General features: G+C 44.2%; 26 protein-coding genes. 14 read left to right on the forward strand and 12 right to left on the reverse strand.

The features are described from left to right. Nucleotides 1–61: 61 nt before the first annotated feature. From lptM to U1P77_RS12695, 4 genes are all read left to right on the forward strand, one after another. Complete coding sequence (lptM, locus tag U1P77_RS12680) at nt 62–373, forward strand: LPS translocon maturation chaperone LptM (RefSeq protein ID WP_321155322.1); 312 nt, start codon at nt 62–64, stop codon at nt 371–373. 110 nt (nt 374–483) lie between these two features. Beyond that, nucleotides 484–1,833, forward strand: coding sequence for a diaminopimelate decarboxylase (gene lysA / locus U1P77_RS12685; protein ID WP_321155323.1), 1,350 nt, complete (start codon nt 484–486; stop codon nt 1,831–1,833). 193 nt (nt 1,834–2,026) lie between these two features. Then, a complete protein-coding gene (gene dapF, locus U1P77_RS12690) occupies nt 2,027–2,914 on the forward strand; it encodes a diaminopimelate epimerase (protein WP_321155324.1) in 888 nt (295 codons plus the stop codon). Between the two features lie 85 nt (nt 2,915–2,999). Beyond that, a complete protein-coding gene (locus U1P77_RS12695; protein WP_321156701.1) occupies nt 3,000–4,010 on the forward strand; it encodes a tyrosine recombinase XerC in 1,011 nt (336 codons plus the stop codon). A 52-nt stretch (nt 4,011–4,062) separates the two neighbouring features. Here U1P77_RS12695 and U1P77_RS12700 read toward each other — a convergent pair whose 3' ends face one another. Next, the gene (locus tag U1P77_RS12700; RefSeq protein ID WP_321155325.1) at nt 4,063–4,953 is read right to left on the reverse strand and encodes a nitrilase-related carbon-nitrogen hydrolase; all 891 of its coding nucleotides are present in this window, start codon (nt 4,951–4,953) and stop codon (nt 4,063–4,065) included. Nucleotides 4,954–5,297: 344 nt separating this feature from the next. Between U1P77_RS12700 and U1P77_RS12705 the strand changes: the two genes are divergently transcribed. Beyond that, a complete protein-coding gene (locus U1P77_RS12705; protein WP_321155326.1) occupies nt 5,298–7,034 on the forward strand; it encodes an RNA polymerase factor sigma-54 in 1,737 nt (578 codons plus the stop codon). A gap of 372 nt (nt 7,035–7,406) precedes the next feature. Next, complete coding sequence (hpf, locus tag U1P77_RS12710; protein ID WP_321155327.1) at nt 7,407–7,787, forward strand: ribosome hibernation-promoting factor, HPF/YfiA family; 381 nt, start codon at nt 7,407–7,409, stop codon at nt 7,785–7,787. 383 nt (nt 7,788–8,170) lie between these two features. On the opposite strand, the gene thiS is transcribed toward hpf, so the two are convergent. The 4 genes from thiS to U1P77_RS12730 form a co-directional block, all read right to left on the reverse strand. Beyond that, entirely contained in the window at nt 8,171–8,371 is a 201-nt protein-coding gene (thiS, locus tag U1P77_RS12715) for a sulfur carrier protein ThiS (RefSeq protein WP_321155328.1), read from the reverse strand. A gap of 151 nt (nt 8,372–8,522) precedes the next feature. Next, the gene (locus U1P77_RS12720; RefSeq protein WP_321156702.1) at nt 8,523–8,897 is read right to left on the reverse strand and encodes a DUF423 domain-containing protein; all 375 of its coding nucleotides are present in this window, start codon (nt 8,895–8,897) and stop codon (nt 8,523–8,525) included. A gap of 35 nt (nt 8,898–8,932) precedes the next feature. Then, nucleotides 8,933–9,796 (reverse strand): RNA polymerase sigma factor RpoH, encoded by an 864-nt coding sequence (rpoH, locus tag U1P77_RS12725; RefSeq protein ID WP_201554935.1) that lies wholly within the window; start codon nt 9,794–9,796, stop codon nt 8,933–8,935. A gap of 301 nt (nt 9,797–10,097) precedes the next feature. Next, complete coding sequence (locus U1P77_RS12730; RefSeq protein WP_321155329.1) at nt 10,098–10,592, reverse strand: sulfurtransferase TusA family protein; 495 nt, start codon at nt 10,590–10,592, stop codon at nt 10,098–10,100. 438 nt (nt 10,593–11,030) lie between these two features. Between U1P77_RS12730 and U1P77_RS12735 the strand changes: the two genes are divergently transcribed. Further along, nucleotides 11,031–12,683 carry a M48 family metalloprotease gene (locus U1P77_RS12735; protein WP_321155330.1) on the forward strand — a complete coding sequence of 551 codons (1,653 nt, stop codon included), beginning with the start codon at nt 11,031–11,033 and terminating at the stop codon, nt 12,681–12,683. A 165-nt stretch (nt 12,684–12,848) separates the two neighbouring features. On the opposite strand, the gene U1P77_RS12740 is transcribed toward U1P77_RS12735, so the two are convergent. Both U1P77_RS12740 and rpsU read right to left on the reverse strand, forming a co-directional pair. Then, the gene (locus tag U1P77_RS12740) at nt 12,849–13,298 is read right to left on the reverse strand and encodes a GatB/YqeY domain-containing protein (protein WP_321155331.1); all 450 of its coding nucleotides are present in this window, start codon (nt 13,296–13,298) and stop codon (nt 12,849–12,851) included. Between the two features lie 226 nt (nt 13,299–13,524). Then, entirely contained in the window at nt 13,525–13,740 is a 216-nt protein-coding gene (rpsU, locus tag U1P77_RS12745) for a 30S ribosomal protein S21 (RefSeq protein WP_010195908.1), read from the reverse strand. Nucleotides 13,741–14,142: 402 nt separating this feature from the next. Between rpsU and U1P77_RS12750 the strand changes: the two genes are divergently transcribed. From U1P77_RS12750 to crcB, 4 genes are all read left to right on the forward strand, one after another. After that, a complete protein-coding gene (locus tag U1P77_RS12750) occupies nt 14,143–14,706 on the forward strand; it encodes a c-type cytochrome (RefSeq protein ID WP_321155332.1) in 564 nt (187 codons plus the stop codon). 113 nt (nt 14,707–14,819) lie between these two features. Beyond that, nucleotides 14,820–15,362, forward strand: a complete 543-nt coding sequence (locus U1P77_RS12755) for a c-type cytochrome (protein WP_321155333.1) — start codon at nt 14,820–14,822, stop codon at nt 15,360–15,362. Between the two features lie 129 nt (nt 15,363–15,491). Then, nucleotides 15,492–16,577 (forward strand): tRNA (adenosine(37)-N6)-threonylcarbamoyltransferase complex transferase subunit TsaD, encoded by a 1,086-nt coding sequence (gene tsaD, locus U1P77_RS12760; protein WP_321155334.1) that lies wholly within the window; start codon nt 15,492–15,494, stop codon nt 16,575–16,577. Nucleotides 16,578–16,626: 49 nt separating this feature from the next. Further along, nucleotides 16,627–16,998, forward strand: coding sequence for a fluoride efflux transporter CrcB (gene crcB / locus U1P77_RS12765; RefSeq protein ID WP_321155335.1), 372 nt, complete (start codon nt 16,627–16,629; stop codon nt 16,996–16,998). A gap of 340 nt (nt 16,999–17,338) precedes the next feature. Here crcB and U1P77_RS12770 read toward each other — a convergent pair whose 3' ends face one another. From U1P77_RS12770 to potA, 4 genes are all read right to left on the reverse strand, one after another. Continuing rightward, a complete protein-coding gene (locus U1P77_RS12770) occupies nt 17,339–18,229 on the reverse strand; it encodes a LysR family transcriptional regulator (protein ID WP_321155336.1) in 891 nt (296 codons plus the stop codon). A 95-nt stretch (nt 18,230–18,324) separates the two neighbouring features. Then, on the reverse strand, nt 18,325–19,200 hold the full coding sequence (gene potC, locus U1P77_RS12775) for a spermidine/putrescine ABC transporter permease PotC (protein WP_321155337.1): 876 nt from the start codon (nt 19,198–19,200) through the stop codon (nt 18,325–18,327). Further along, nucleotides 19,200–20,087, reverse strand: coding sequence for a spermidine/putrescine ABC transporter permease PotB (gene potB / locus U1P77_RS12780; protein ID WP_321155338.1), 888 nt, complete (start codon nt 20,085–20,087; stop codon nt 19,200–19,202). The genes potC and potB overlap by 1 nt, the downstream gene beginning before the upstream one ends. Then, entirely contained in the window at nt 20,087–21,331 is a 1,245-nt protein-coding gene (gene potA / locus U1P77_RS12785) for a spermidine/putrescine ABC transporter ATP-binding protein PotA (RefSeq protein ID WP_414479096.1), read from the reverse strand. The genes potB and potA overlap by 1 nt, the downstream gene beginning before the upstream one ends. A gap of 505 nt (nt 21,332–21,836) precedes the next feature. Between potA and U1P77_RS12790 the strand changes: the two genes are divergently transcribed. Continuing rightward, nucleotides 21,837–22,475, forward strand: coding sequence for a carbonic anhydrase (locus U1P77_RS12790; RefSeq protein ID WP_414479017.1), 639 nt, complete (start codon nt 21,837–21,839; stop codon nt 22,473–22,475). Between the two features lie 175 nt (nt 22,476–22,650). Continuing rightward, the gene (gloA, locus tag U1P77_RS12795; protein WP_321155340.1) at nt 22,651–23,217 is read left to right on the forward strand and encodes a lactoylglutathione lyase; all 567 of its coding nucleotides are present in this window, start codon (nt 22,651–22,653) and stop codon (nt 23,215–23,217) included. 240 nt (nt 23,218–23,457) lie between these two features. Here gloA and U1P77_RS12800 read toward each other — a convergent pair whose 3' ends face one another. After that, nucleotides 23,458–23,931 (reverse strand): c-type cytochrome, encoded by a 474-nt coding sequence (locus U1P77_RS12800; protein WP_321155341.1) that lies wholly within the window; start codon nt 23,929–23,931, stop codon nt 23,458–23,460. Between the two features lie 458 nt (nt 23,932–24,389). Between U1P77_RS12800 and U1P77_RS12805 the strand changes: the two genes are divergently transcribed. Then, nucleotides 24,390–25,382, forward strand: coding sequence for an IS110 family RNA-guided transposase (locus tag U1P77_RS12805; RefSeq protein WP_321155342.1), 993 nt, complete (start codon nt 24,390–24,392; stop codon nt 25,380–25,382). Nucleotides 25,383–25,607: the final 225 nt, after the last annotated feature.

A 25,607-nucleotide genomic window follows, 5' to 3' on the forward strand; every position in this document is an offset into this window, starting at 1 on the left:
AAACTTTTCATTGTTAATAATTCTTTTATCATTTTCACACCCTTGTAAGGTTATCTGCCCTATGTTTACTATACACTGCGCTGCAAATATTGTGGGTAAGAATAACTTATCTGCTAAAACCAGTCGCCAAGCTTTTTACGCACTGATTATTGGTGGCGCTGTTATGCTTGGGATAACTGGCTGTGGGCAAAAAGGCGCGTTATATCTGGCAGATACGAGCAGTCAGACCGTCAAAAATAGCTCAGAGGTGCTTGACAGCACCAGCAATCCGCAAGATGCGGCTTTTGCTGGTATCGATGATGACGATTATGAAAAAACCCGCTACCTTGATCAAGTGCTAGCAGACGTTAATGCGGATCCTAATGATTATTGATTTTTATTAACCTTGAGTTCTCTTAAAGCATCCGCTTTAAATGAGCTACGATATTTGCCCTAAGATTTAATTTTTAACCTTGATAACCTGTTTAAATTAGAGATATAACTATGAGTGATTCTGCAACTGGCCAACACGTAACTACCCAAACTGAGCAAGGATTGTATATCGATCCTGAAGCCTTAACTGCCCATCTATTATCAGCGCTGCATTATAGCGACGATGCGTTATGTATGGAGCAGGTTAGCATTACAGAGTTGGTAAAGTGCTACGATACGCCATGTTACGTCTATTCAAAACAAGCGATATTGGATGTTTATCAAGCCTATAGTGATAGCTTTGCCGCTGTTGATCATCAGATCTGTTACGCGGTCAAAGCGAACTCTAACCTTGCAGTATTGGGTGTGCTTGCGCAAGCGGGGGCGGGTTTTGATATTGTCTCTCGTGGTGAGCTGATGCGAGTCATCGCTGCCGGTGGTGATGTCTCTCGCGTGGTATTTTCAGGCGTGGGTAAAACTCGTGACGATATCGATTATGCGCTAACTCAAGGTATAGGTTGCTTTAATGTTGAGTCGATTAGTGAGCTGACACTGATTAATGAGGTGGCAGTGCAGTTGGATAAGCCCGCACCCATATCACTACGGGTCAATCCAGATGTCGATGCCAATACCCATCCTTATATTTCAACAGGACTGAAAGACAATAAGTTTGGTATCGCACACGAAGATGCGGTAGCTGTCTATGAGCAGGCAGCCGATTTATCACATATTAATATCGTTGGTATTGATTGTCATATTGGCTCGCAGTTAACGGAGGTTGAGCCTTTTATTGCAGCTTTAGATAAGATAGTTGAACTGATTCATAAATTACGCGATAAGGGAATTACTCTACAACATGTTGATTTGGGTGGTGGTTTAGGTGTGCGCTATATTGATGAGACTCCAGTTTCTATAGATGAGTTTGCCGCTGCACTGTTACCGAAACTTAGCGAGCTGGGCTTGACTGTATTCTTTGAGCCAGGTCGTAGTATTGTTGCCAATGCTGGTGTGCTATTAACTCGCGTCGATGTACTAAAACCTACTGAGCATAAGAACTTCGCTATTGTCGATGCGGCGATGAACGATTTAATTCGTCCAGCCCTTTATCAAGCTGAAATGGCAGTAATTCCTAATGTATTGCCTAGTAGTGGTATCGAGACTAACGGTATGCAGCCTTGGGATATTGTTGGCGCGGTCTGTGAGACCGGTGATTTTTTGGCAAAAGATCGCTTATTGTCCTTAGCGACAGGCGATATCTTAGCGATAACGGGTGCTGGCGCTTACGGCTTTACTATGAGTAGTAATTATAATTCGCGTCCACGTGCCAGCGAGGTGATGGTTGCCGATGATCGCCATCAGCTGATTCGTAAACGCGAAACCGTTGAAGCGCTATATGCGGATGAAACCTTGTGGCAGAGCTAAAAGCAGAATAAAAAAACTTGCACAATCACTGATTTTAACGGTTTAGACATAACCCATTGTTATAATGATAATGGGTTTTTTATGGTCGATTTTATCGAAGATAAGTTGACCTTTGGGCATGCTGATAAATATCAATGTGCCAGACAGCGTGCTACTATAACGGGTATATAAAAATAGGATAGGACACAAGGATATGCTAATAGAATTTACTAAAATGCATGGTCTGGGCAATGATTTTATGGTCATCGATTTGGTGACCCAGCGCTTAGACTTGACCAAGGATTTGGTGCAATTATTAGGCGATCGTCATTTGGGGATTGGTTTTGATCAATTGCTGGTGGTTGAACCCCCGATGCGCCCTGATGTGGATTTTAGTTATCGCATTTTTAATACGGATGGTACAGAGGTTGAACAGTGTGGTAATGGTGCGCGTTGTTTCGCCCGTTTTGTACAGGCGCGTAAGCTGTCATTTAAGCAGCGTCTACGAGTTGAAACCGCGAGCGGTATTATTTCCTTGACCACCGATCGCTACGGTTGGGTTGAGGTCGATATGGGCAAACCTAAGTTTGAGCCCAATGAGATTCCATTTACCCCCAAAGCGACTACCAAAATTCAAAATGCCTATCATCTCGACGTTGCCGGCACGCCAGTACAGTTATATGTGGCCAATATGGGCAACCCACACGCCGTGATTAAAGTTGATGATGTCCTTGATGCTAATGTCGAGAAACTGGGCAAAGCTATCGAATCGCATCCGGCATTTCCTAATAAGGTAAACGTTGGTTTTATGCAAGTGATGAACCAGCGTCACATCCGTCTGCGAGTCTACGAGCGTGGTGTCGGCGAGACTCAAGCTTGTGGTACTGGCGCGTGTGCAGCAGTAGCAGTAGGCGTGCGCGAAGGCTGGCTCGATGAAGGGGAAGATGTGCGCGCGCAGTTATATGGCGGCAGCATGGTTGTCCGTTGGCAGCCCGGTTATTCGGTGACGATGACGGGACCAACCGCTTTTGTCTATGAAGGGGTATTTAGTCCGGATGGTCTAATGGCGCAAGCCGGTATCAAGCCCAGTCCAGACAGCTAATAATTCGATAATGATTTGATAATAAGTGGCGAGAGTTTAATGCTAGGTGACTCGTATGTTTGCTCCTGATAAAGAGGCTGAATCAATGTCTGAATTTAAGCCACAAACTAAGCCTCAGGTGTCATGGATATCGGCAGAATTAGCGGCAGTAGTAGAGTTGGATGAGGCACTACGAGAGCTGTTGTTACCCGTACACCGCTGGCTTCACATTTTGGCAGTACGCAATCATTCGGCGCATACTCTAACGGCTTATTTTGCTGGGGTTAATCAGCTGGCGCTATTTTTGCGCGGCAAAAGGTTGATCTGGACACGTTGTGATAAACGTCAATTAGCGCAGCATATCAGTCAGCGTCTTGATGAGGATAAGCTTGCTCTTTCTAGCGTACAGCAAGAATTGTCAGCTATCCGCCATTTTTATGGTTGGCTAATCGAAGAGGATCTTGCGCGTATCAATCCAACCACCGGTTATCAGCTCAAACGCAGTCCCAGACCGTTGCCCTCGATTGCTGATATTGATTTACTCACTCAGCTGCTTGATCAGGCTATCCCTGATACACCGGAGCAGGCACGGTTGTGGTTACGGGATAAAGCAATGTTTGAGCTGCTCTATAGCAGTGGTCTACGTGTCGGCGAGCTGGTAGCGCTGGATATGGTAGATGTCGATCTATCTGACTTACGGGTACGCGTTACCGGTAAAGGCAATAAGACGCGCTTAGTGCCGCTAGGGATGAAGGCTGCTGCGGCTATTACCCGCTATTTACCGCATCGCAATCTATGGGTAGAGCAGCAAGACAGCGCGTTATTTATCAGTGAAAAACTAGGCACACGGCTATCCACGCGCGCGGTTCAGCAACGCTTAAAAGTCGCCGCAACTCGAGCCGGTATTGCTCAGAATATGTATCCGCATTTATTACGCCACTGTTTTGCCTCGCACATGTTGTCTGGCAGCGGTGATCTGCGTGCTGTGCAAGAAATGCTTGGTCATAGTGATATCAGTACCACGCAAATTTATACCCATGTCGATTTTGCTAAACTAACTCAAGTCTACGACCGCGCCCATCCACGAGCGACGCATGCTCAGAACGACAAAGATTAATCGCAAAATTCATTCAGTCCAAACTCAAATACATCTTATTTTAAATTCGATCCTAAGCCAAACGGTGACATTGGAATATAGGCAGTTTTTGCCGCCCTTGCTCTTGTGCTGGTTTATCTAAGGTTGCCATTACTATCGCGTAATTTTTAGTCGCCGCTTGACCTTTAAGCTCACTATCTTCATAGCTATCAACAACAGTCCCATCATAAGCCGTAATTGCCGAATGCCCCCATGTCTGGCGGATATTACCACTTTTATAATTATGGTCGCCGCCTTGAGCTGCCCCAATCACCATACATTGACTGTCTAAAGCACGCGCCTGTAGCAATAGCGACCAATGCGCCTGACCCGTTAGATAAGTAAAAGCAGATGGGGCGCTGAGAATATCAGCTCCGGCTTGCCGTAGACGCTGGGCAAGCGCTGGGAAACGCAAATCAAAGCAGACCATCATACCCAGTTGATACACTGTGTTGTTCGCTTCAAGTGGGGTAACCACGGTTTGTGTGCCTGGCTCAAAGGTCGCCGCTTCGTTATAGCTGCCTTGTTTATCAGCGACCGTGGCAGTAAATAGATGGATTTTGTCGTAGCGTGCTACTCGTTTACCGTCAGGGGCAAATAGCTGGCTGACTTGGCGTAAGCGTCCATCAGGTATTATGACACCATCAGGACGATACGGGCACGGCAGTGAGCCGACAAGAACATAAACACCGTATGTGCTGGCATAATCAGCTAAGGTGGCAGATAACGCCGCAAAGCGCTCTGCTGTCGCAAACTGCTCGCCCATACTACAGCAGTTCTCAGGCAACACGACAAGCTGTGCTCCTTGCACACAGGCGTCGCTAATGGCGGCTTTGATATCAGCAAGGTTAGCCTCAATATCTTGCTGGCTATCGAGCTGTACGGCAGCTACGGTCAGTTGATTGTCGCTGGTGTTGTTAGCCATAATGTTATTCTCAGTTTATTTAGGGATTGACGTTATTTATTATGATACTCATACAAAGTTATTAGCAAACGTTCTGGATGGTCATGACGAGTTTTATTGAGTGTTTGGTCAGAGCTGAACCGTTAAATTAAAACTTAATAAGGACATCGCGTCGCGCAAGATATAAATTATCATAGCAAAAATGCTGTGAAAAATGCTATCGTCATGACCTAATGTATCCAAGCCCATAATTTAGGTGGACTAAACTGATGACGACAACACGGTCTTGACCAAAACTCTTAACCAAAATCGTCAGCAGACCCCTTGCTAAAATAAAAATAATACCGGAGTGCAATAAACTACCCATGAGTATGTCGTTCGGATTGGCGACCACGCTAAGCAACTCGCAAAAGCTTACCCCGCAAATGCAACAAGCTATCAAGCTATTGCAACTCTCTAGTCTTGAGCTCGCGCAGGAGGTTCAGGCCAAGCTGGATAGTAATCCGCTGCTCGAACGAGTCGAGGAGGAGGATGAGCACGCGCATGAGAACAGCAGTGATGGGTCAGGAGACGCGCTAAGCGAATCGTTAACGCTTGAGATGTGGAATAACAATGCGGTAAGTTCATCTACTGATTCATCCAATAACGATGACGATCGTACTAAGGCTACCGATGCTACTGCTGAATATGACGATGCTTTTAGCGATAGCTTGGATAAATTACAGCAAGCAAGTATTGATAGCGATGCTGTAGACAACAGTACCATGGATAACGACTATCAAAACCTGCATGACAGTAACGACTACAACAGCTTCGATACTAGTAATTTTAGTACGGGCAGCGCGTCTACAGCACCTACACGCACAGATTATGATGAACTTGATAGCTATCAGGGCGCTACCTGCGCCACTATTCAAGATCATGTGCGCTGGCAGCTTAATTTCAAACGCCTCTCAGAGACGGATACCTTGATAGCAGGATATTTAATGGACTCTATGGATGATATGGGGTTTGTTCGGCTTGATATTGATGAATTATTACAAAGCTTGGATACCATGGCAAGTTTTTATCAGTGGGAAGCGCCGGTTGAATATGGTGAGATAGCGGTAGTACTGCGAGTCATTCAATCTTGTGATCCGCTCGGCGTCGGCGCACGTAATCTTAGCGAGTGCCTTGCCATTCAATTATCCAAGCTCGACCCTGATACTGAGCATTTAGCGTATGCTCAAGCGCTATTATCCGCAAGTGAGCATCTGGTGAGTAACAATATTAAAGCCTTAACTGAGCTAACTGGACTAGCGCCTGAGCACATCACACCGGCGATAAGCCTACTGCGCACCTTAAACCCTGCACCGGGATTATCCTTTCAAAGCAGCCAGCCTGACTATACTCAACCTCCTGCTAGTTACGATATCCCTGATGTGCTAGTCACGCCAATACGTCGCAATCATGGCACTAAAAAAGCTATGGATAAAAAAGCCGCTGACAACAATGCTGTGGATAATATGGCACAAAAGGAAGGCTGGCACGTTCGGCTTAATCCCGAAACCCTACCGAAATTGCGCGTCAATCAGGAATACGCTAGCTTGGTCAAGCGTGGTGATGACAGTCCGGACAACCAATATCTGCGCGAAAACCTTACTGATGCGCGACTATTCATTCGCAGTATTGAAGAGCGCAATCAAAACTTACTAAAAGTTGCCAGTAGTATTGTACGGCGTCAGCAGGAATTTTTGCTGCACGGTGCCACTGCCATGCAGCCGCTCATTTTAAAGGACGTCGCAGAAGAAGTTGATTTGCACGAGTCTACGGTCTCACGCCTGACCACCAGCAAAGCTATTTTAACTCCGCAAGGCCTGTTTTCGCTAAAATATTTCTTTTCCTCACACGTTAGCAGTAGTGACGGCGACGTCTCCTCAACTGCTATCAGCGCCATGATTAAACAACTCATAAGCAATGAAGATCCTAAAAAACCACTTTCTGATAGCCGTATTCAAGCAACCTTACTTACTGATGGTATTGATATCGCAAGGCGCACCATTGCCAAATACCGTGAAGCCATGAATATTGGCTCATCCACCCAGCGCAAACAAAAATATTAACCCTTAAAAACCGCAATTAAGAATGACACTAATATTTTTAGCATCGCATAGGTATCTTAAGCACTCTACATAGATAAAATAATTTAAAAAATAAAAATTTCTGATTATATAGAAAGAAGAAAGAAACATCAGTTTTTATTACATTTAATTACAATATACCATCTTGCTACTATTTAATTTTCATGACAAATTAGAGGTATATCAATAGCAAAATCAAGCGGCTTATTTATATTAGTAAATGGCAGTAATAAGTGAAAAAGATACGCTACCAATGCTCAATAAGCCCATGACAGTTATTGATAAGGCAAGGTGGTAGAGGCAGGATTGCCGAGTCACCTGTTGGTTATGAGTTATAAATACAAGGACAATACTATGAATGTTTCTATCAGTGGTCACCATATCAGCATTACCGATGCCATGAATACCGCGGTACATGAAAAACTTACCAAAGTAGAGCGTCACTTCGATCAGATACAGAGTATTCAAGTCATACTATCGCTAGACAATAGCGGCGCAAGTGACGGCGGTAAAAAGAGCCATAAAGCCGAAGCAATTTTGCGAGTCTCGGGTCAAGAAATGTTTGTTCAAGCTTTTGATGATGATATGTATAAAGCCATTAATGAGATGGCGGACAAACTTGATAGACAAGTGCGCAAATATAAAACTCGTCAAGAGCGCAAAAAAGTTCGTGGTCCCGGACGTGACGCACGCTATGAAGAAACTATGGTCGCTGATGCTGCTCCAATCATCTAGCGTCATGATTGAAGCTAAGTAGTAATAGAGACAAAGCAGTGAGCAGCTAAGAACTAAAGAGTTCGACCCCTTAATTGGTCTGATAGCGATAATAATTAATGACAATTATAATGATAAAACGCAATTATTGTCCTCTCAGATCAATCATTTCGGTTTGGTTTATTGATTTTAATCTGCTGACTGATACGGGCTGTAATGACTATTAGTAGGTGGTTTTAGATATATGATATTCTCCGTATCTAACATCAATCATTCTTTTATTACTCTATAGTAAAGTAATAAACCATAAAAAAAGACCTCAACGTGCTGTACGTTTGAGGTCTTTTTTTATGGTCATGTTTTTCAGTAATAAAATCAAAGCCAGCTAACCCTACACCTAAACATCAGCCACCACCTACTGCTTGCACCACTTCGATGGTCATGCCTTCAACGATTCTTAGCTGAATAAGCTCGCTCTTAGGAACAAGCTCACCATCAACTTCAACCGCATAGCGACCTTTACTGAGACTGAGCTCATTCACCAGTAGCTGAACGGTTTGATGGGTAGTCTGTAATACTCTGCCATTAATACTGACGGTGCTCATAATGCTTGCTCCCTAATTATTTAAAATGTCCTTTACCAATCGCTTTGGAGTTGTTACTTTTGTTTTTCTTTAGAAGATATTCGTATTTAAAACTTTTGTATTTACAAAAGGCTGTATTTAGAAAATCTTTGTATTTGGCAAAAAATAATATTTAGATCGTAGAATTACCAATTCGAAATGCGGTAACGGCTAGCCACAGCCAACCTGCAATCATTATAACCCCGCCAATGGGCGTAATCGCTCCGAACCAACGTGGTGCACCAAGTGTCATTGCATATAAGCTACCGGCGAAAATAATAACGCCAATCTGTAGCAGCCACGCAGTGGTTTGGGTGGCGTAGTTCAGGCGAATCAATATTCCAACCATCAATAATCCGAGTGCATGAACCAAAAGATAGAGTGTTGCAGTATGCCACCAATCAAGTTGCTGAGTGCTGACCATGTTTTTGAGACCATGCGCGCCGAATGCTCCTAGAGCAACGGCAATAGCGAGATTAATCGCTGCAATAGCTATCCAATTTACCATCATAAAACTCTTAATATTTATTGATTATCTACTGTCTACTGAATGTCATCCGGCAAAATCACACTCTCAATTGTCATGGCATCGCGGATTTTATCCATAGCATTTTTTTCGATTTGGCGTACCCGTTCTGCGGATATCGAATAGACAGCTGCCAACTCGTGCAAGGTAGATTTTTGCTCAGTAAGCCAGCGCTGCTCGACGATATCGCGTGAACGATCATCTAAGGTATCCATAGCGGCAATTAGGGCTGAAGAATTATTCTCCTCCCAATCAGAATCTTCAACCATCTCAGCAGGGTCGATACCGTCTTCTAAAAACAACTGCGGTGCATAACGCCCATCGTCATCATCACTAGATTGGGTCTCAAATGAGGCGTCATAAGAGGTCAGACGCGACTCCATCTCTAGGACTTGCTTACGGGTAACATTAAGATCTTGAGCAATGGCATCTGCTTCTTCTAAAGTTAGCTGATTGTTGGTCTTCTTTAGACTGCGCAGATTAAAAAATAATTTACGATGGGCTTTAGTGGTCGCAACTTTGACAATACGCCAGTTACGAATCACAAACTCATGAATTTCAGCCTTAATCCAATGCACTGCAAAGGATACCAAGCGTACGCCTTTATTGGGATCGAAGCGTTTGACCGCTTTCATTAAGCCCAAATTACCCTCTTGAATCAAATCGGCTTGCGGTAAACCATAGCCTGAATAGCTGCGGGCAATATGGATTACAAAACGCAAATGCGACATGACTAGCAGACGCGCGGCCTCAACGTCGCCTTCGTCATAATAACGATGGGCCAGCTCTTGCTCTTGGGTTGGGGTCAAAATTGGGATTTGATGGACGGTATTAATATAAGCGCCCACATTTACCCCAGGCGCAGACAAATGCGTGGGCATGGCAGGTACTAAATCGCGTGTACTGGTATCTTCGAGCGCGCTGGCATCATAAGGAGGACGCTGTGCTGCTGCTTTCAGCGCTGCTTCACGGGCTGGATTTACTTCAGGAGCTGTCGCTTCAGTAACAGGACTGTTGTCAGCAAGAATCTTGTCATTTTGCAGGTTCTTGTCTTGACTGTCATTATTTTGCGTTGTTATCGCCGAGTCAGTAGCCATATTCTTGACCTTGATTAAAATAGTATAAGTAAGCAAAGTTAAAGATAGAAAATCTTATTACCCTAATTGTAAAGGATAGCGCCGCTTAGTTGCTATCGGTTTTGGTAATGATGAAGTGATATATTGTATCGAACGGCATTTTTGGTGCTGTGTCAGCAAATGCTTGGTCAGAGTTTTTATAAGTGTCCTGATGAGTCGTTTGATTTACCACTAATGACAATCCGTTATCGGCATCCGCTTGCTGAGCTTGGCGACAAAAAGCAGTAATATCAGCTTGAGAGTTAGGATCGGTCGCGACCACATACAAAGAGTCACCGATGGCCACATTGCGTAGAGCCACTTTGGTTTTTAATAATGGCATAGGGCAAGCAAGACCGCGACCGTCCACTATGCCTTTGATATGAATAAAAGATGTTTCTAACACATCATCATCGTTTAGCTGAACATTAGCGACACAAGCTGCTGGCAGTAAGCATAGTAAAGAAGCGCTAGTCTGTTGCTCAGGCTCAGATAATGTCTGCGCCAAACAAACTCGATAAGGAGCATGTAGCATATTGGATGAGCGACAATCAGCGGACATAAACAAAACCTTTAACTTTTGATTCTGAGATTTTAGTATTTGGTCATTTGAGGTAGTAGCGCTATAGGCTGCCTATTATAGCAAATCAGCGCTTAGCAATTGCAGCTGTTTGCAGTCATCACTGGTATGACTGTGTAAGCTAAAACAACAAGTAAGCCAAACAAGGATCAGCAAAACGTCAATACAAGCGAGGAGCATTGCATGGTAATGTTGCACAAAAGTGACGCACCCCTTAGATATTGGTAGTTAAACTCAAAGCAAAATTGACCTCATAGGAACAAGCTCGTATAGTCGAAATCGACGTTATAATTAATCGTATAGGATGCGCCATTGTACTATTTTAATAGTCAGTCCACAAAGAACACCCACTCAAATAGTAAGTGTTTAAGCAATAAGGTATCGCCTTTATATCAACCAGATAATAGGCGGCTATTCGCGTTGCCATTAATTAGACTGCCAGTTAATCTATTAATAACAGGATTGCCAGCAGTGTTATTAGCGGCTGCAGTGTTAACGAGCAATCATAGCCAAGCGGCGCCTTTCCTATCGCAACCGATGTTGTCGAAGCCGATGTCATCGCAACCTTTAACCTTAAAATCGATGCCATCAGCAGTCACACCAACGTATGGCTCATGGCAATCATCAGATTCAGAGGATTTAGCGTTACCTAGTTTGCGCGGGCAGGGGCTGAGCTTCGATGAGCAGTATCAAAACAAGCTAATCGGCGAATGGTCACTACAAAATATCAATGGTCGCGTAAAGATGGAGCATGATCCTTGGATTCAAGAAACGATAAAAGAAATGACTTGGCGACTCAATGCCCAAGTACGGCAGCAAGCACCACTAGCAGTAGTCATTATTGATAATCCTAGCATTAATGCGTTTGCGGCACCGGGCGGAGTCATTGGTATCAACACGGGGACGATATTGGCTGCAAGCAGTATGGATGAGCTGTCAAGCGTAGTGGCGCATGAGGTCGCGCATATCAGCCAACGGCATTATGAAAGTAGTGCCGATGAACGTCGACAGGCCTTATTACTGCAAATAGGCGGCATGCTAGCAGCGATTGCTGCATCAGCAGTTGATGGAGATGCAGCAGCGGCAGTCATGATGGGTAGCCAAACGGCAGCTATGAATAGCAGCATGGCCTTTAGCCGTAATAATGAGCGCGAGGCTGATCGGGTAGGTATGCAAATTATGACCCAAGCTGGCTATGATCCACGGGCGATGCCACGTTTCTTTGCCACGATGAATCAACGGAGTCAGCTTAACCAAGTTGAAAATCGGTTTTTGCCAAGCTTTGTGCGCTCTCATCCCTTGAGTAATGAGCGCTTAAGTGAAGCGCAAAGTCGTGCCCAGCGCTATCCATCGTTGTCATTGAGCGAGCAGCAGCGGTATCAATCGCTTTTTGACTTGCTCTACTGGCGGGTACAAAGTACCGGTAAATATGTCTCGCAAACGGCACTGACCACCGCAGCGAACAATAGCTTAGGTGCCAAAGTGGCGCTAATGCATTGGTATGGCGAGCAACAACGCTTTGACGATGCTAATGATATTATGACCGAGCTCACTGGTTTGCCAAACGCGCAGCGACAGGCGTTAGAGCCGTTATTATCCATCACTCATAGCCAGATACTTAGTGAGCAAGGTAAATGGAAGCAAGCTGCTGAGGTACTAGAGGGACAGCAACGTCTCTATCCTGAACGCCGCGATTTGCGCTTGTATTTAGCAGAGGCGCTAACCAACAGCAATCAGCCGACCCAAGCGCAAGTATTGCTAAAACCATTAACCGAGCAGCAGTCAAGCGACCGTTATGCCTGGCAAAGCTTACAATTAGCCAATGAAAAATTGGCCAAAACGACAACCTCACCGCAACTAGCGAATATCGCCACTATTAATGCGCTACGCTATCGCAGCCATGACCAACTATGGAGTGGGCATTACGATGCTGCGCTCACATCACTTACCCAAGCAAAACAGCTGACTGAACAGATGAAAACTACGGCACAAGCCAATAGCGCTCGTCCGTTGTTAGCAAATATTACCGCAGAAATTAAAGCGGTAAAAACCGCCAAAGATTATAAGCCTTAGGCGGTTATTTTTATATTCTAAGGACTTTTAATTCTAAGAACTTCTATATTCTAAGGACTTTTACATTTCAAGGACTTAAGTTTTCGAGCTATTGAAATTCTACAATTAGATTCCAGTAGCACTGTGTGGTTTTTAATGACTAACTATAGTAAGTCACTAAAATACTTAACCTTGTAGTGCTTGCTTGACCAGCGTGGAGATCAGCGCGGGATCAGCCCGACCAGCGGTTTTGTTTTTTAGCACGCCCATGACACTACCCATATCACGCATTGAGGTTGCCCCTTGTTCTGCAATCTCAGCATTAACCAATGCCGAAAGCTCAGCATCATCCATTTGCTTGGGCATAAACTCATTGATAATATCAATCTCAAACTGCTCTTTTGCAGCCAAATCATCACGGCTATTTTCAGTAAAGATAGTCAATGACTCCTGACGCTGTTTCAACTGTTTTTGTAGTACTTCTAAGACATCAGCATCATCAAGTTCTATGCGACGGTCAATCTCAATCTGTTTGATCACCGCTTGCACGTTACGCAATACTTTAACTCGCTCAAGCTTGCGAGCTTTCATAGACGCTATAATATTGTCTGTTAAGTTTTGTTTGAGTTGGCTCATGATCGTTATTATTCCTTATACAGTGAAATGATTATAATAAAAAAACGGTTGTCTGATAAATTAGCTGATCCAGCGATATATAGTGTAATAGTAGCATTTAACCACGCAAAACTTACTCAAATAAAGCATTAAAATGAAGAGTAATGATAAAAATTGTAGCATAAAAAACGCCACTGATATCAATAGATAGCAGTGGCGCTGGTATATCAGTACAACAAATAACTTATTAGTACATACGAGTTGTACGGATCGTTTCGCGTTGTAATTTCTTTTTATAACGCTTCACGGCAGCGGCTTTTTTACGCTTACGCACTTGCGTTGGTTTTTCATAAAACTCACGCTTACGCACGTCTGATAGGACGCCGGCTTTTTCACAAGCACGCTTAAAACGGCGAATAGCGATATCAACTGGTTCGTTTTCTTTAACCTTAACTGCAGGCATGAAGACTCCTTATGAGGATGAGATACAAAGGCATTAGTTTGGCTGTGTATTAGTATTTAGCCGTAATATCTCAAGATTACAGACATCAGCTCAAACTAGGATGATCTTGCGCTATAGCACAAGGGCGAGTATTTTAATCAAAAATGTGAGTAAAGTCAAAGCCTTTAGGGTATCTATGTAGAATTGTAATGAGTAGAGGTAATGCCTTCCCACTGCTTATTCATTTGTTTCTCTGGCTAGTATTTCTATTTTCTCCAATAACATTCTTAATAAATAGACAATACATGCAGACAAAAAACCCTTACCGGCTATAACGTTTTAGACTGAGTTTGTGCTATGATAATTTCAGCCTCGTAGGAAGCAGTAACACGCTTTTACGTCAATTTTATTGAGGAAATTAGGATGAAGAAAACGGTACTAAACACGTCATTAAAGTCAGCATTAAGTATGGCGCTAATCGTCACTTTGGGCGTCAGTGTTAGCGCCTGCAGCAGTCATGACGAAGAGGAAGTCTATGCAATCGATCGGGTTGAGGATGCCGCTCAGCTTGCCCGTAAAAATGGTCCTGAAGCCTTGAATATCAAATTGCCAGAAACTGCTCCGATGGTAACCGCTGCTGCTGAAGAGGCTACTATCACCGCTGCTGCGGATATGCCAGCTGCAACCGATACTACAGGGGCTGCGACCACAGAGACTGCCGTTGCTGCTACGCCTGAAAATCTTGCTGTTAATGTCGGCGCTCAACTTTACAACAAGCAGTGTACGGCTTGTCATTCTATCGGTCTATTAGGATCACCGAAATACGGTGATGCAGCAGCTTGGGCACCACGCATTGCAAAGGGTAAAGAAACCTTATATACGCATGCAGTAAACGGCTTTAATCAGATGAACGCGCAGGTAAATGCAGAAGTCACTGAAGAGCAAGTTCACGCTGCGGTCGACTATATGGTAGCTGCTGCGAGCTGATACGATTGCAGTCGAGCCTACTATAAGCTGATAAATTATGGTCAAACCCATACAAATCCTTTGTAGCATCAACAAGCAGTCACTAACATAAATTATTAGGTAGAGGTGTGAGCATGACTATCAAGCAATCAGTTACGCATAAAAAGTCAGTAGGTAGCTTATTATTATCTGCCTTAGGTGTTAGTGCCTTACTAACCATTAGCGGCTGTAGTGGTGGTGACAATACGGCCGCTACTGATGAGGCTGTCGATAGCACTGCTCCTGTTACTGAAGTTGAGACTGCAGTCGTCGAAGAAGGAATGCCTGAAGCCGACCCAGTTGAAGAAATGGAACCTGTCGATGAGACTTCCGTACCTACCGAAACACCTGCTGATACTGTAGAAGTAGTTAGTGCTGCTGAACCTGAAATATTAGCTGCCGATACGGGTGTCAAACTGTATGAAGCTCAGTGTAAAGTCTGCCATCAAAATGGACTGCTTAATGCGCCAAAATACGGTGACACGGCCGCGTGGAGTACACGTATTACCAAAGACAGAGAGACGCTATATGTGCACTCTGCCCAAGGTTTTAACAAAATGCCGGCACAAGTCAATGATAATGTTAGCGAAGCCCAAGTTCATGCGGCCGTTGATTATATGCTAGCAGCGGTAAGCTGATAACCGCCAGCTAATATTAGGTATTGAAATTTGTTAAACTAATCGTCATTGTGGTTCATAATGGCGGTTTTTTTATGCGCAAAAACAACTCTGCAAACAATGATAGTAATAACGGTTAAAGGCAATAGCATGAAAGTATTGGGTTTAGAGACCTCCTGTGATGAGACCGGTCTGGCAATTTTTGATAGTGAGCTGATAGATAGCGACAGTGATAATGGGCAGCAAGGTTTACTTGGACAAGTGCTGTATTCACAAATTGAGCTGCACGCTGTTTATGGCGGGGTAGTGCCAGAGCTTGCCAGCCGTGATCATATTCGGAAGCTGGTGCCGTTACTTAATGAACTATTAGATCAATGCGGTATCAGTAAAAACGACATTGACGCTATCGCCTATACCAAAGGCCCGGGGTTGATTGGGGCATTGATGACCGGTGCATTATTCGGGCGTAGTTTAGCGTATGGTTTAGAGGTTCCGGCCATTGGTATTCATCATATGGAAGGGCATTTATTAGCACCACTGATGGGCGCCAATCCGCCAGCTTTTCCCTTCGTGTCCTTGTTAGTTTCAGGCGGCCATACCTTACTTATTGCCGCGCACGGGATTGGACAATACGAAATACTGGGTGAGTCCATCGATGATGCGGCAGGGGAGTGCTTTGATAAAGCAGCTAAAATGTTAGGTTTAGAGTACCCAGGCGGCCCTAATATCGCCAAGCTTGCTGAAACCGGTAACCCAAACGTTTACTCGCTGCCGCGCCCGATGCTGCACCGCGGTTTAGACTTTTCATTTAGTGGTATGAAAACCGCCGTCCATAATCTCATTAAAGACACCCCTGGTTCAGGTATAGGTTCAGGTACGAGCTCAAGTACGGGTTCCGATAGCGACCCACAAGTTCGAGCCGATATAGCGGCAAGTTTTCAGCATGCGATGGTCGATACCTTGGTCAAGAAATGCGTCAAAGCGCTTAAGCAAGTTAATATGAGCCGACTGGTCATTGCTGGCGGTGTCAGTGCCAATAGCCATTTACGTACGACTCTTGAAACTGAGCTGGCGAAAATAAATGCGACCGTGCATTATGCGCCGCCAGCCTTATGTACGGACAACGGTGCAATGATTGCGTATGCAGGTTATCAACGCTTGCAAGCAGGGCAAAGTGACGATTTGGCTGTCAGCTGTGTACCGCGTTGGCCGATGACCGAATTGCCAGCGCTGTAAATGTATCATTAGTTTTGACTGTCAAATTCGTGTTAATTAAGGATAGTTTATGCATTGGCTTGCCATCGGTTTAGGAGCAGCAATCGGCGCTTGCTTGCGGGCATGGCTAGCACGCTTTAATCCGCTGCATAACTGGATACCGCTTGGGACTCTGAGTGCTAATATTTTAGGCGGATTGCTAATAGGGCTAGCGCTAGTATGGTTTGAGCGGGTGGGTAGCGAACTGTCTCCCAACGTCAGATTGTTTGTTATCACCGGTTTTTTGGGTGGGTTGACCACTTTTAGTACCTTTAGCGCTGAGGTTTTTACCCTTATTCATGATGGACGGTTGCTGGCAGGTCTGGGGTTAGTGGGGCTTCATGTGGGACTAACATTATTAGCGACCGCGCTTGGATTTTACTTTTTTAAACTGGTTCTATAATTCAATTTTCTTAAAAATAGAGACAAATCTAAGTAAGGATAGGACTGCAACTACCGATACTGGCGAAAGTTTACTGACTTGTTGTGTCGTTCCAGAGGCTACGTAAATTTCCTCCAACTGCTACGAAAGCCGTATGATATAGTTAGTTCAAAGTAAAAGAGAGTCGTTCGTATCAACGTGCTACTGGTATAAATTTTTCTTGCGTGCTGTTCGCAAGCGGGACAGAGGCTGCAAAAAACTCATACCAGTAGCACTGTATCGTTTTTAAATTGGAACAACTGTAGCTTTGCTTTAAACGAAAACCGTTATAAATTTGAAATAAAAGTTTCAACATTATCGGCTATAACGGCTTAACTATCCCTTCCAATAAACTCGCAAACCCTTGCATATAAGCGGTATCTTGACTAGAGCTACGCGTTGCTGCATAAAGCTGACAATAGACACCATCCCCTAATGGTCGCGAGACCACCCAGCCTTTTTTCTCATATTCTGCAATGACCCAATCGGGTAGTGCTGCCACGCCGCGTTCACTGGCGACCAACTGGATAAGCATCGCCGTCAGCTCAGTGGTACGGATGTTCTTAAAACTCACCTGGGCGGGTGTCATAAAATTAGCGATGATATCAAGACGTTTTGCTTCTACTGGGTAAGCAATTAGGGTTTCATCACATAAGTCATCTGGGCAAATGAAGTGTTGCTCTGCTAGGTTATGTAGCGGCGACAGTACCAAGCGGCTTTCGTACTCAAATAACGGTTGATAGCTGACACCGTCTATTGGCAAGTTGCTAGTAGTGATTAATAAATCAATATCACCTTCCATTAATAAATGATGCGGCTCAGGCTCAAAGCCAGTCGCAAAATCCAATTCCACATCTGACCATTCACGACGATAGTGATTGAGAATCGGCATTAACCAATCAAAGCAGCTATGACATTCAGAGGCCAAGCGCAATCTGCCAGCTTGCCCGTGGGCTAAGCGCTTAAGATTGGCTTTAGTGCGGGTAACTTGTGGCATGATACTGTCTGCCAGAGCCAGTACCGTTTTACCAGCAGGGGTAAAAGTTAGTGGGCGCGTTCGGCGATTGACCAGACTGATATCGTAGTAATTTTCCAGCTCTTTTAACTGGTGCGAGACCGCAGAGGCGGTAACATGTAACTCATCCGCAGCAGCAGCCAGCGAACCATGCGCCCGTAGCGCAGTTAGCGTATTAAGATGACGGAGCTCTAACATAAAACAACCTAACCACTTATTTTAAGTAAATATTGAAGAAAAGTTCAGTATAATTCATGACCTGATGATTTTCATTCAAAACTTATAACCAGTATTTAGCGCCTACGTAATAACAGTTGCGAGATGATAACCAGTATTAGCGACGCGATAAGTAGAATCGTACCGATGGCATTGACTTCAGGCTTGAGTCCCACCCGCACCATAGAATAGATACGTAACGGTAGAATCTCATAGCTGGGACCGGTAACAAAAGTGGACACTACCACATCATCAAGTGATAAGGTAAATGCCAGCAGCCAGCCAGCCATCACTGCGGGAAGTATAACCGGAATGAGGACGGTACGTACCATAGTCGATTCACTCGCGCCTAAATCTCGCGCAGCTTCCATCAAGCGTTCATCTAAACTACTCAAGCGTGCAAATACGGTGATAACCACGAACGGCAAGCAGAAGGTAATGTGTGCTAGTAACAACGACACAAAGCCCAACTGTAGCCCAATTAATAAAAATAGTGCGAGCAAGGATATAGCAAGAACAATCTCAGGTGACATCATCAGCACAAATAATAAACCGTTTAATAAACCTTTACCGCGAAAATCGTAGCGATGTAATGCCAATGCAGTCAGCGTACCTATCAAGGTTGACACGGTTGCTGCCACCAACCCTAAAAAAATCGAATGCCAAAAGGCATCGAGCATCGCTTGGTTGTTAAATAGCGACTCATACCACCTTAAACTAAAGCCGCCCCAATTGTAGCCAATTTTTGATTTATTAAAGGACATGACTACTAAGACGATGATTGGCAAGTACAGTAGGGCGTAGATAAGTCCTAGATAGCTTTTAGCAGCGATACTGCCTAGCTTGATATTTTGCTTATTAGTGGTAGGTCTGTTTTTTTTAGAATGAGGAGAGGTTGTGGTTTTGACAATTTGGCGAGAAGGTTTGTTTTTGATAAGTGAGCTGTCAGACATCAGGCCACCTCGCTGAAGTCAGTCTTGCCAATACGGCGGCTACTAGCGCGATAGGCAAGTAGTAATACCGCCATGGCAAGGGTCAATAAAACGCTGGCTGCTGCCCCAAATGGCCAATCACGCGCATCTAAGAATTGATTTTTGATAATATTACCGACTAATAAATTACGTGAACCGCCTAAAATATCTGCCACATAGAACATACCCATCGCTGGTAAGAGGACCAAGAGTACGCCTGAGATAATACCCGGTGTGGTCAACGGCAACACTACATGCCAAAAGGTCTGGCTTTTTGATGCACCCAAATCCTGCGAGGCCAACAGCATATCATTGCGCAAATCCGTAAACACGGCATATAGCGGCAAGACCATAAAAGGGAATAGCAAATAAGTTAACCCAGCAATGACCGCGCCTTGGGTGTATAAAATATCAATTGGCGTATCAATAACACCTATGGCCAGCAAAAATTTATTAATTAAGCCATTATTGGCAAATAGTAATTTTAGCGCATAGGTACGTACTAAAGAGTTGGTCCAAAACGGCAATATTAGCATCATCATTAATAACGGTTGCCAGCGCGCTTTGGCTTTGGATACTAGCCACGCAAAAGGATAGCCGAGCACTAAGCAAATCACCGTAGTGATTCCTGCCATCCACAATGAATGCATAAATACACCAAAGTATAGCGGATCAATGATACGCAGATAGCTATCGATACTAACCGGCAAGCTAATAAATTCACTGCTATCACGGGTCAAAAAGCTGACGGCAATGACCAATATATTCGGTAATAGCGCAAAGAGGAGCAGCCAGCCCCAAATCAGCCCCAATGTCGCGGTACGAAAAGGGCTTTTATTACTTAAATGAGTGGCGTTTTTACGCGCCATTAGCTTATATCCTTTTGGACAGTCAAGCTAATGGCCTTGCCAATGTTAATGCCACTATTAGACTCATTATCGGTCTTATCATTAACAGAGTTGTCATCCGGCAGTACCCACTCCCAGCCATCAACCCAGGAGACTTTGACCGCTTCATTCAGCTTATAGTCAAAGCTTGGGTCGTCCTCATCAAAAAACTCAGAGGCCTTAATAATATGGCCATTATGCAGCTCAATGATAGAGTCTAAAGTGCTGCCCTTATAGTTACTTTCGATGACGCGACCCAGTAATCCGCTATGGGTATCATCGTCAGCTTCATAAATTCGCAAATCTTCGGGGCGTAGGAGCAGATTAACGATATCGCCCACTTGTACATCACTAGCAAAATCAGGACGGCGCAAGTTGCGTAATGTGGTTGGGCCACTTTGAGCTTGGGCTTCACACACTTCCACTTCAATTCGGCCATTAGTCACTTGTCCATCGCGATCGGGCTGAGTGGGATAGACGCCTTTTACTTCTGCCTTGAAGAGATTGGTCTCACCGATGAATTTGGCGGTAAATAAATTCGCCGGGGTTTCATAAATTTCGATAGGCGACCCAATTTGCTGAAACTTGCCATCTTTCATCACCGCAATACGATCTGACATCGACAGCGCTTCTTCTTGGTCATGAGTGACGAACACAAAGGTAATGCCAAGCTCACGTTGCAACCGTTTCAGCTCAGATTGCATTTGCAAACGCAGTTTGTGATCGAGCGCCGATAGCGGCTCATCCAGTAGCAATAATTTAGGACGGTTGATGACGGCGCGCGCGATAGCGACCCGCTGCTGCTGACCGCCGGATAAATCTTGCGGCTTGCGATTGGCCAAATGCCCAAGTTTTACCATCGCCAGCATATCGCGCACGCGCGTTTGAATTTCATCTTTGGGGACTTTTTTGATTTTAAGACCATACGCCACATTTTGCGCCACGGTCATATGCGGAAATAGCGCATACTGTTGAAACACAGTATTTACCGGCCGCTTATCGGCTGGCAGCCCGGCCATTTGTACGCCTTCTAAATGAATTGCACCCGCTGTCGGCTGCTCAAAGCCTGCAATTAGGCGTAGCAAGGTAGTCTTGCCGCACCCTGATGGCCCAAGCAGGGTCAAAAATTCACCACGCTTAATATTTAGATTGATATCTGTTAATACTTCAGTCTCATCATAGGTTTTTTTTAGCCCCGTCAGTTGTAGTAGCACATCATTAGCCATGGTATCGACGGTATCGACGGTATCGACGGTATCGGTGTTATCAATACCAGAACTGGCCTGAGAGGGCATAGCAGTTGCAGGCGCGTTTTCGGGCGAGTCAGTCATGAGATAAATTCCTAAAATACCAAAGTATCAGTACCGCTTTAATAGGGCTGTCGATAGTGAGCGCGGTATAAAAAGTGCTTTGGTATAAGTGTAAGCGCGGTCTAATAGCTGCGTATTATAACAAACCATCGCTACCTATTAGTGCAAGTTCGTTACCAATTACGCAGGCTATAGCGTTGTCATTTATATGATTTGTATGGCTTCTCATCGAAAGCAAAAGGCGACTGCGCGTATAAAAGATTCTTGGGAAAGTAAATTTTTTAACATTTTCTCGCTTTCAATCCTATACAATCATTTTAGGGCTAAAAATTTTTAGTCAAAATTTAGTCAAAAAGAGTTAGCCTAATAATCATTAAAGCCATTTACTATTTTTATAACTCAGTACCCTCAAGGACACCTTATGACTGCTAATATGCGCCCAAAAACAGGTCAAGAAGCGTTGGAGCTTCTTAAAGAAGGCAATACCCGCTATGTCGACAGTCTTAACAACTCTGATCCGATGATGCAAAAGCGGCCAGAGCTGGTTAAAGACCAAGACCCCTTGGCCATTATCTTAGGCTGCTCTGATGCACGCGTGCCCGTGGAGATTGTTTTTGATCAAGGCTTAGGCGATTTATTCGTCATTCGTGTGGCCGGCAATGTGGTGGCACCATCACAAATCGGCTCAGTCGAATTTGCAGCCGAGAAGTTTGGTACCCAACTGGTCGTGGTGCTGGGTCATTCACATTGCGGCGCGGTAACGGCGTGTGTTGAAGCCTTGATTAATCCTGCACAATTTTATTCGCCTAACTTGCAGTCTATTGTTGATCGCATTCGCCCCAGCGTCTATAACTTGCATGAGCTTGCTACCGCTAACGGTCAAGACGTGGATGCCGATGAGCTGGTCGATCGTTCGATCCGTGCCAACGTGCGCATGTCAGTCAGTCAACTCAAGCATGGTTCACGTGCCTTAGAAGATTTATCAAGTAATGGGCAGCTGTTAATTGTTGGTGCTGAATACGATTTAGAGACTGGCAAGGTACGCTTTTTAGACAGCTAATTGATATAAATAAATTAGAGTTACTCACAAAACCTTTTCAGCCGCTACACACTTTTTTATTATGATGAACTGAGAAGACAGTAGTGTCCCGGATACGCGCGGCATTAGGGTCATTAACACGCCCTAGTATATTTTTAAAATTCTATATTTCTCAAACTTTTATATAAGGACAGTTATGTCTAATTCTTTATCTAACAGCAACCACTCAACCACTGCTCAACCTGATAGTAGCGTAAAGGCGCCCGGTGTTCAGCCTATCGCCGCGCAAACCAGTGGTTTTACCTTCAACCACACCATGCTAAGAGTCAAAGATCCCGCCAAATCATTAGAATTTTATACTGGTGTGCTGGGTATGACCTTACTGGCAATAAAAAAATTCCCTGAGATGGAATTTGATTTGTACTTCTTAGCGAAGCTGACCGATAGCGAGCGTGATAATTTGCCTGCTGGGGAAGACTTGGCGATTTATACCTTCCGCCAACGCGGTATATTGGAGCTAACCCATAATTACGGTACTGAGACCCAAGAGGGCTTTAGTTATCATGATGGTAACCAAGACCCACAAGGCTTTGGGCATATCTGCTTTAGCGTACCTGATCTAGATGCAGCTGTAGCTTGGTTTGACAGTCATGACGTTGCCTTCAAAAAACGCCCTGAAGAAGGTAGTATGAAGAATATCGCCTTTATTAAAGACGTTGATGGTTACTGGATCGAGATTGTACAAGCTGGTTTGATGGGCTAGCTTATTGATGCCGCTGGCATCAATATACCCTTTCCCATACGCACACTGGACTTGAGCGACCCTTCTGTAAAAACGATCGTCAATAAGCTGAATAAGCATGATAGCAATAGTGAAAATAGCACCAACTCACCGTAAGATAATATGAAATCGTCATAACGTTTTTTATGCGCTAAACGATGGTCTGTTTGCCGCGTTATAGGTTCTATTGTTATTAGTAAATAGATAATGCCCAGTTAGATATTAGTCAGCATCTTTTACTTTATAGTCGGTATGGCAAGACTTACAGCTCTTACCAACGGCAACAAAGGCAGGCTTGAAATCTTCAACGCTAGTCGCTGTTTGTGCAGCGTTGTTCAGCTCAGCGGTCGCTTGTTGAAAGTTCTCTGACTTAGTGCGGAAGTCATCAGTATTAGACCAAACGGCTTCGGTAGCATTACCAACGGCTTCTTGGTCTTCAAAATGGCTCCAAGGGTTTTTGGAATCCTCGGCTAAGAAGGCGGCTTGCTCTTTAACTACCGCCGCATCAAAAGTATCCGGAGCTTTCACCATATCACCCATGACACCCGTAGCATCGCCATAGCTTTTCATCATATCTTGACGTGCTTTGACATCAGGGTTAGCAGGGCTACTACAAGCAGTTAGACCCAGTAAGGCGGTCATTAAAGTGATACCAAAAATAGAATTTAACGATTTATTACTGTGAATCCGTGACATGTATAGACTCCTTTATAGGTGGCTATTAATAAGACGCCGTAGCAAATAAATGCTCGCTAACAAATTAAATCACTGCTATTAAATGTTTTAAAATAGAATTTTAAAACGACTGGTTTTCTGAATTTTTTCTTTGTCAGCAGATTTTTAGAAGTATTACGCGACTCTCAACTTAATATGGGCTATCGTAGGCTGGCGCTTTTAGCCCAGTCAATCGTAACCATTTGCCAAAAACGCTGGGCTAAAGCCACAGCCTTGTATCTTGACTAGATGCTAAATTTAATCAAATCTTGATATACTTTATCATCTACTCACGAGCATTGTGAGCGTGACCACAGCCTTAGTGCTTAGACACTGTAACGTAGATTACGCCCAATGCTCATCCTTTCATCTTCACAATCTGAATGGTATCCAAGTGCCTTAGTATAAGTGACACTGAATGAACAAGGGAAGATAATAAGATGACACAGTATATTGGAATAGACATCAGCAAAGCCAAACTTGATCTTGCTTGGCTTAAAGACATCGAAAAACCTAAAGTTAAAACCAAAGTCTTTAAGAACGACAGTACCGACTTCTTAAAGTTGATTGACTGGCTCAAATCCAACGTGACTGAAGATTTGAGCGACATTCATATCATCTTAGAGGCCACTGGCGTCTATCATGAGAACATCGCCTACTACCTGTATGACCAAGGGCTATCCGTTAGTATCGTTAATCCTGCCTTTGTCAGAAGCTATGCGGATAGCTTAGGCTCTCGTCATAAAACAGACAAACAAGACAGTATTCTACTAGCGCGTTACGCCCATAGTGCCAAACCTAATCTATGGACACCGCCGCCGGCTGAAGCCCGTCATTTAAAGTCCCTGCTATCTCGCCTAGATGCTTTGCAACAAGACCTAATGCGTGAGCAGAACCGTCAAGAGAAAGCGGATGCCACGGATACTGCTGTTATCGTTAAAACCTCTATTGAACAGATGATTAGTGCCCTAAAAGAGGCTATAGCTAATCTCAACGATGACATTGATACTCATGTAGAGGATCATCCTAACCTTAAACAAGACCAAGTACTGCTTCAGACAATTAAAGGCGTTGGTCCTGCCACCTCAAGACAGATGCTGTCCTTAATGCACAATAAAAGCTTTACTAAAGCCTCGCAAGCGGCAGCATTCTTAGGACTGATACCCAAGCAAGTGCAGTCCGGTCAGTTTAGAGGTAAAACCCGCTTGGCTAAAAATGGTTCTAGTGCTATTAGAGCTAAGTTGTACATGGCAGCAGTAGTCTCAACCAGATGGAATCCTGATATAAAAGCTCAATATGAGCGCCTCTTAGCTAATGGTAAGTGTAAGATGCAAGCCATTTGTGCTGCCATGCGAAAACTTGTCCATATCTGCTTTGGTGTGTTAAAACACCAGATGCCTTATCAGCCTCAAATAGCCAAAACTGCTGCTTGATTATGATTTGGCAAGATGGTATCTACGCCAAAAATTATGATAGTTGAGAGTGGGGTAAGTATTGCTAATAATGTAACTGTGACAGTTATAAGTAATGTACGTGAGTTACGTACTGCACGTAAACAAATGTAATCCAGAATCCAATGTGAGAATAAGGTTCTACCTACTAAGCTTGTAGTGGTTAAAGCAATTCCTAAAAAATCTACTAAAATTATTTATACATTA

The sequence above is a fragment of the Psychrobacter sp. LV10R520-6 genome, from assembly GCF_900182925.1.
Classification (GTDB): Bacteria; Pseudomonadota; Gammaproteobacteria; order Pseudomonadales; family Moraxellaceae; genus Psychrobacter.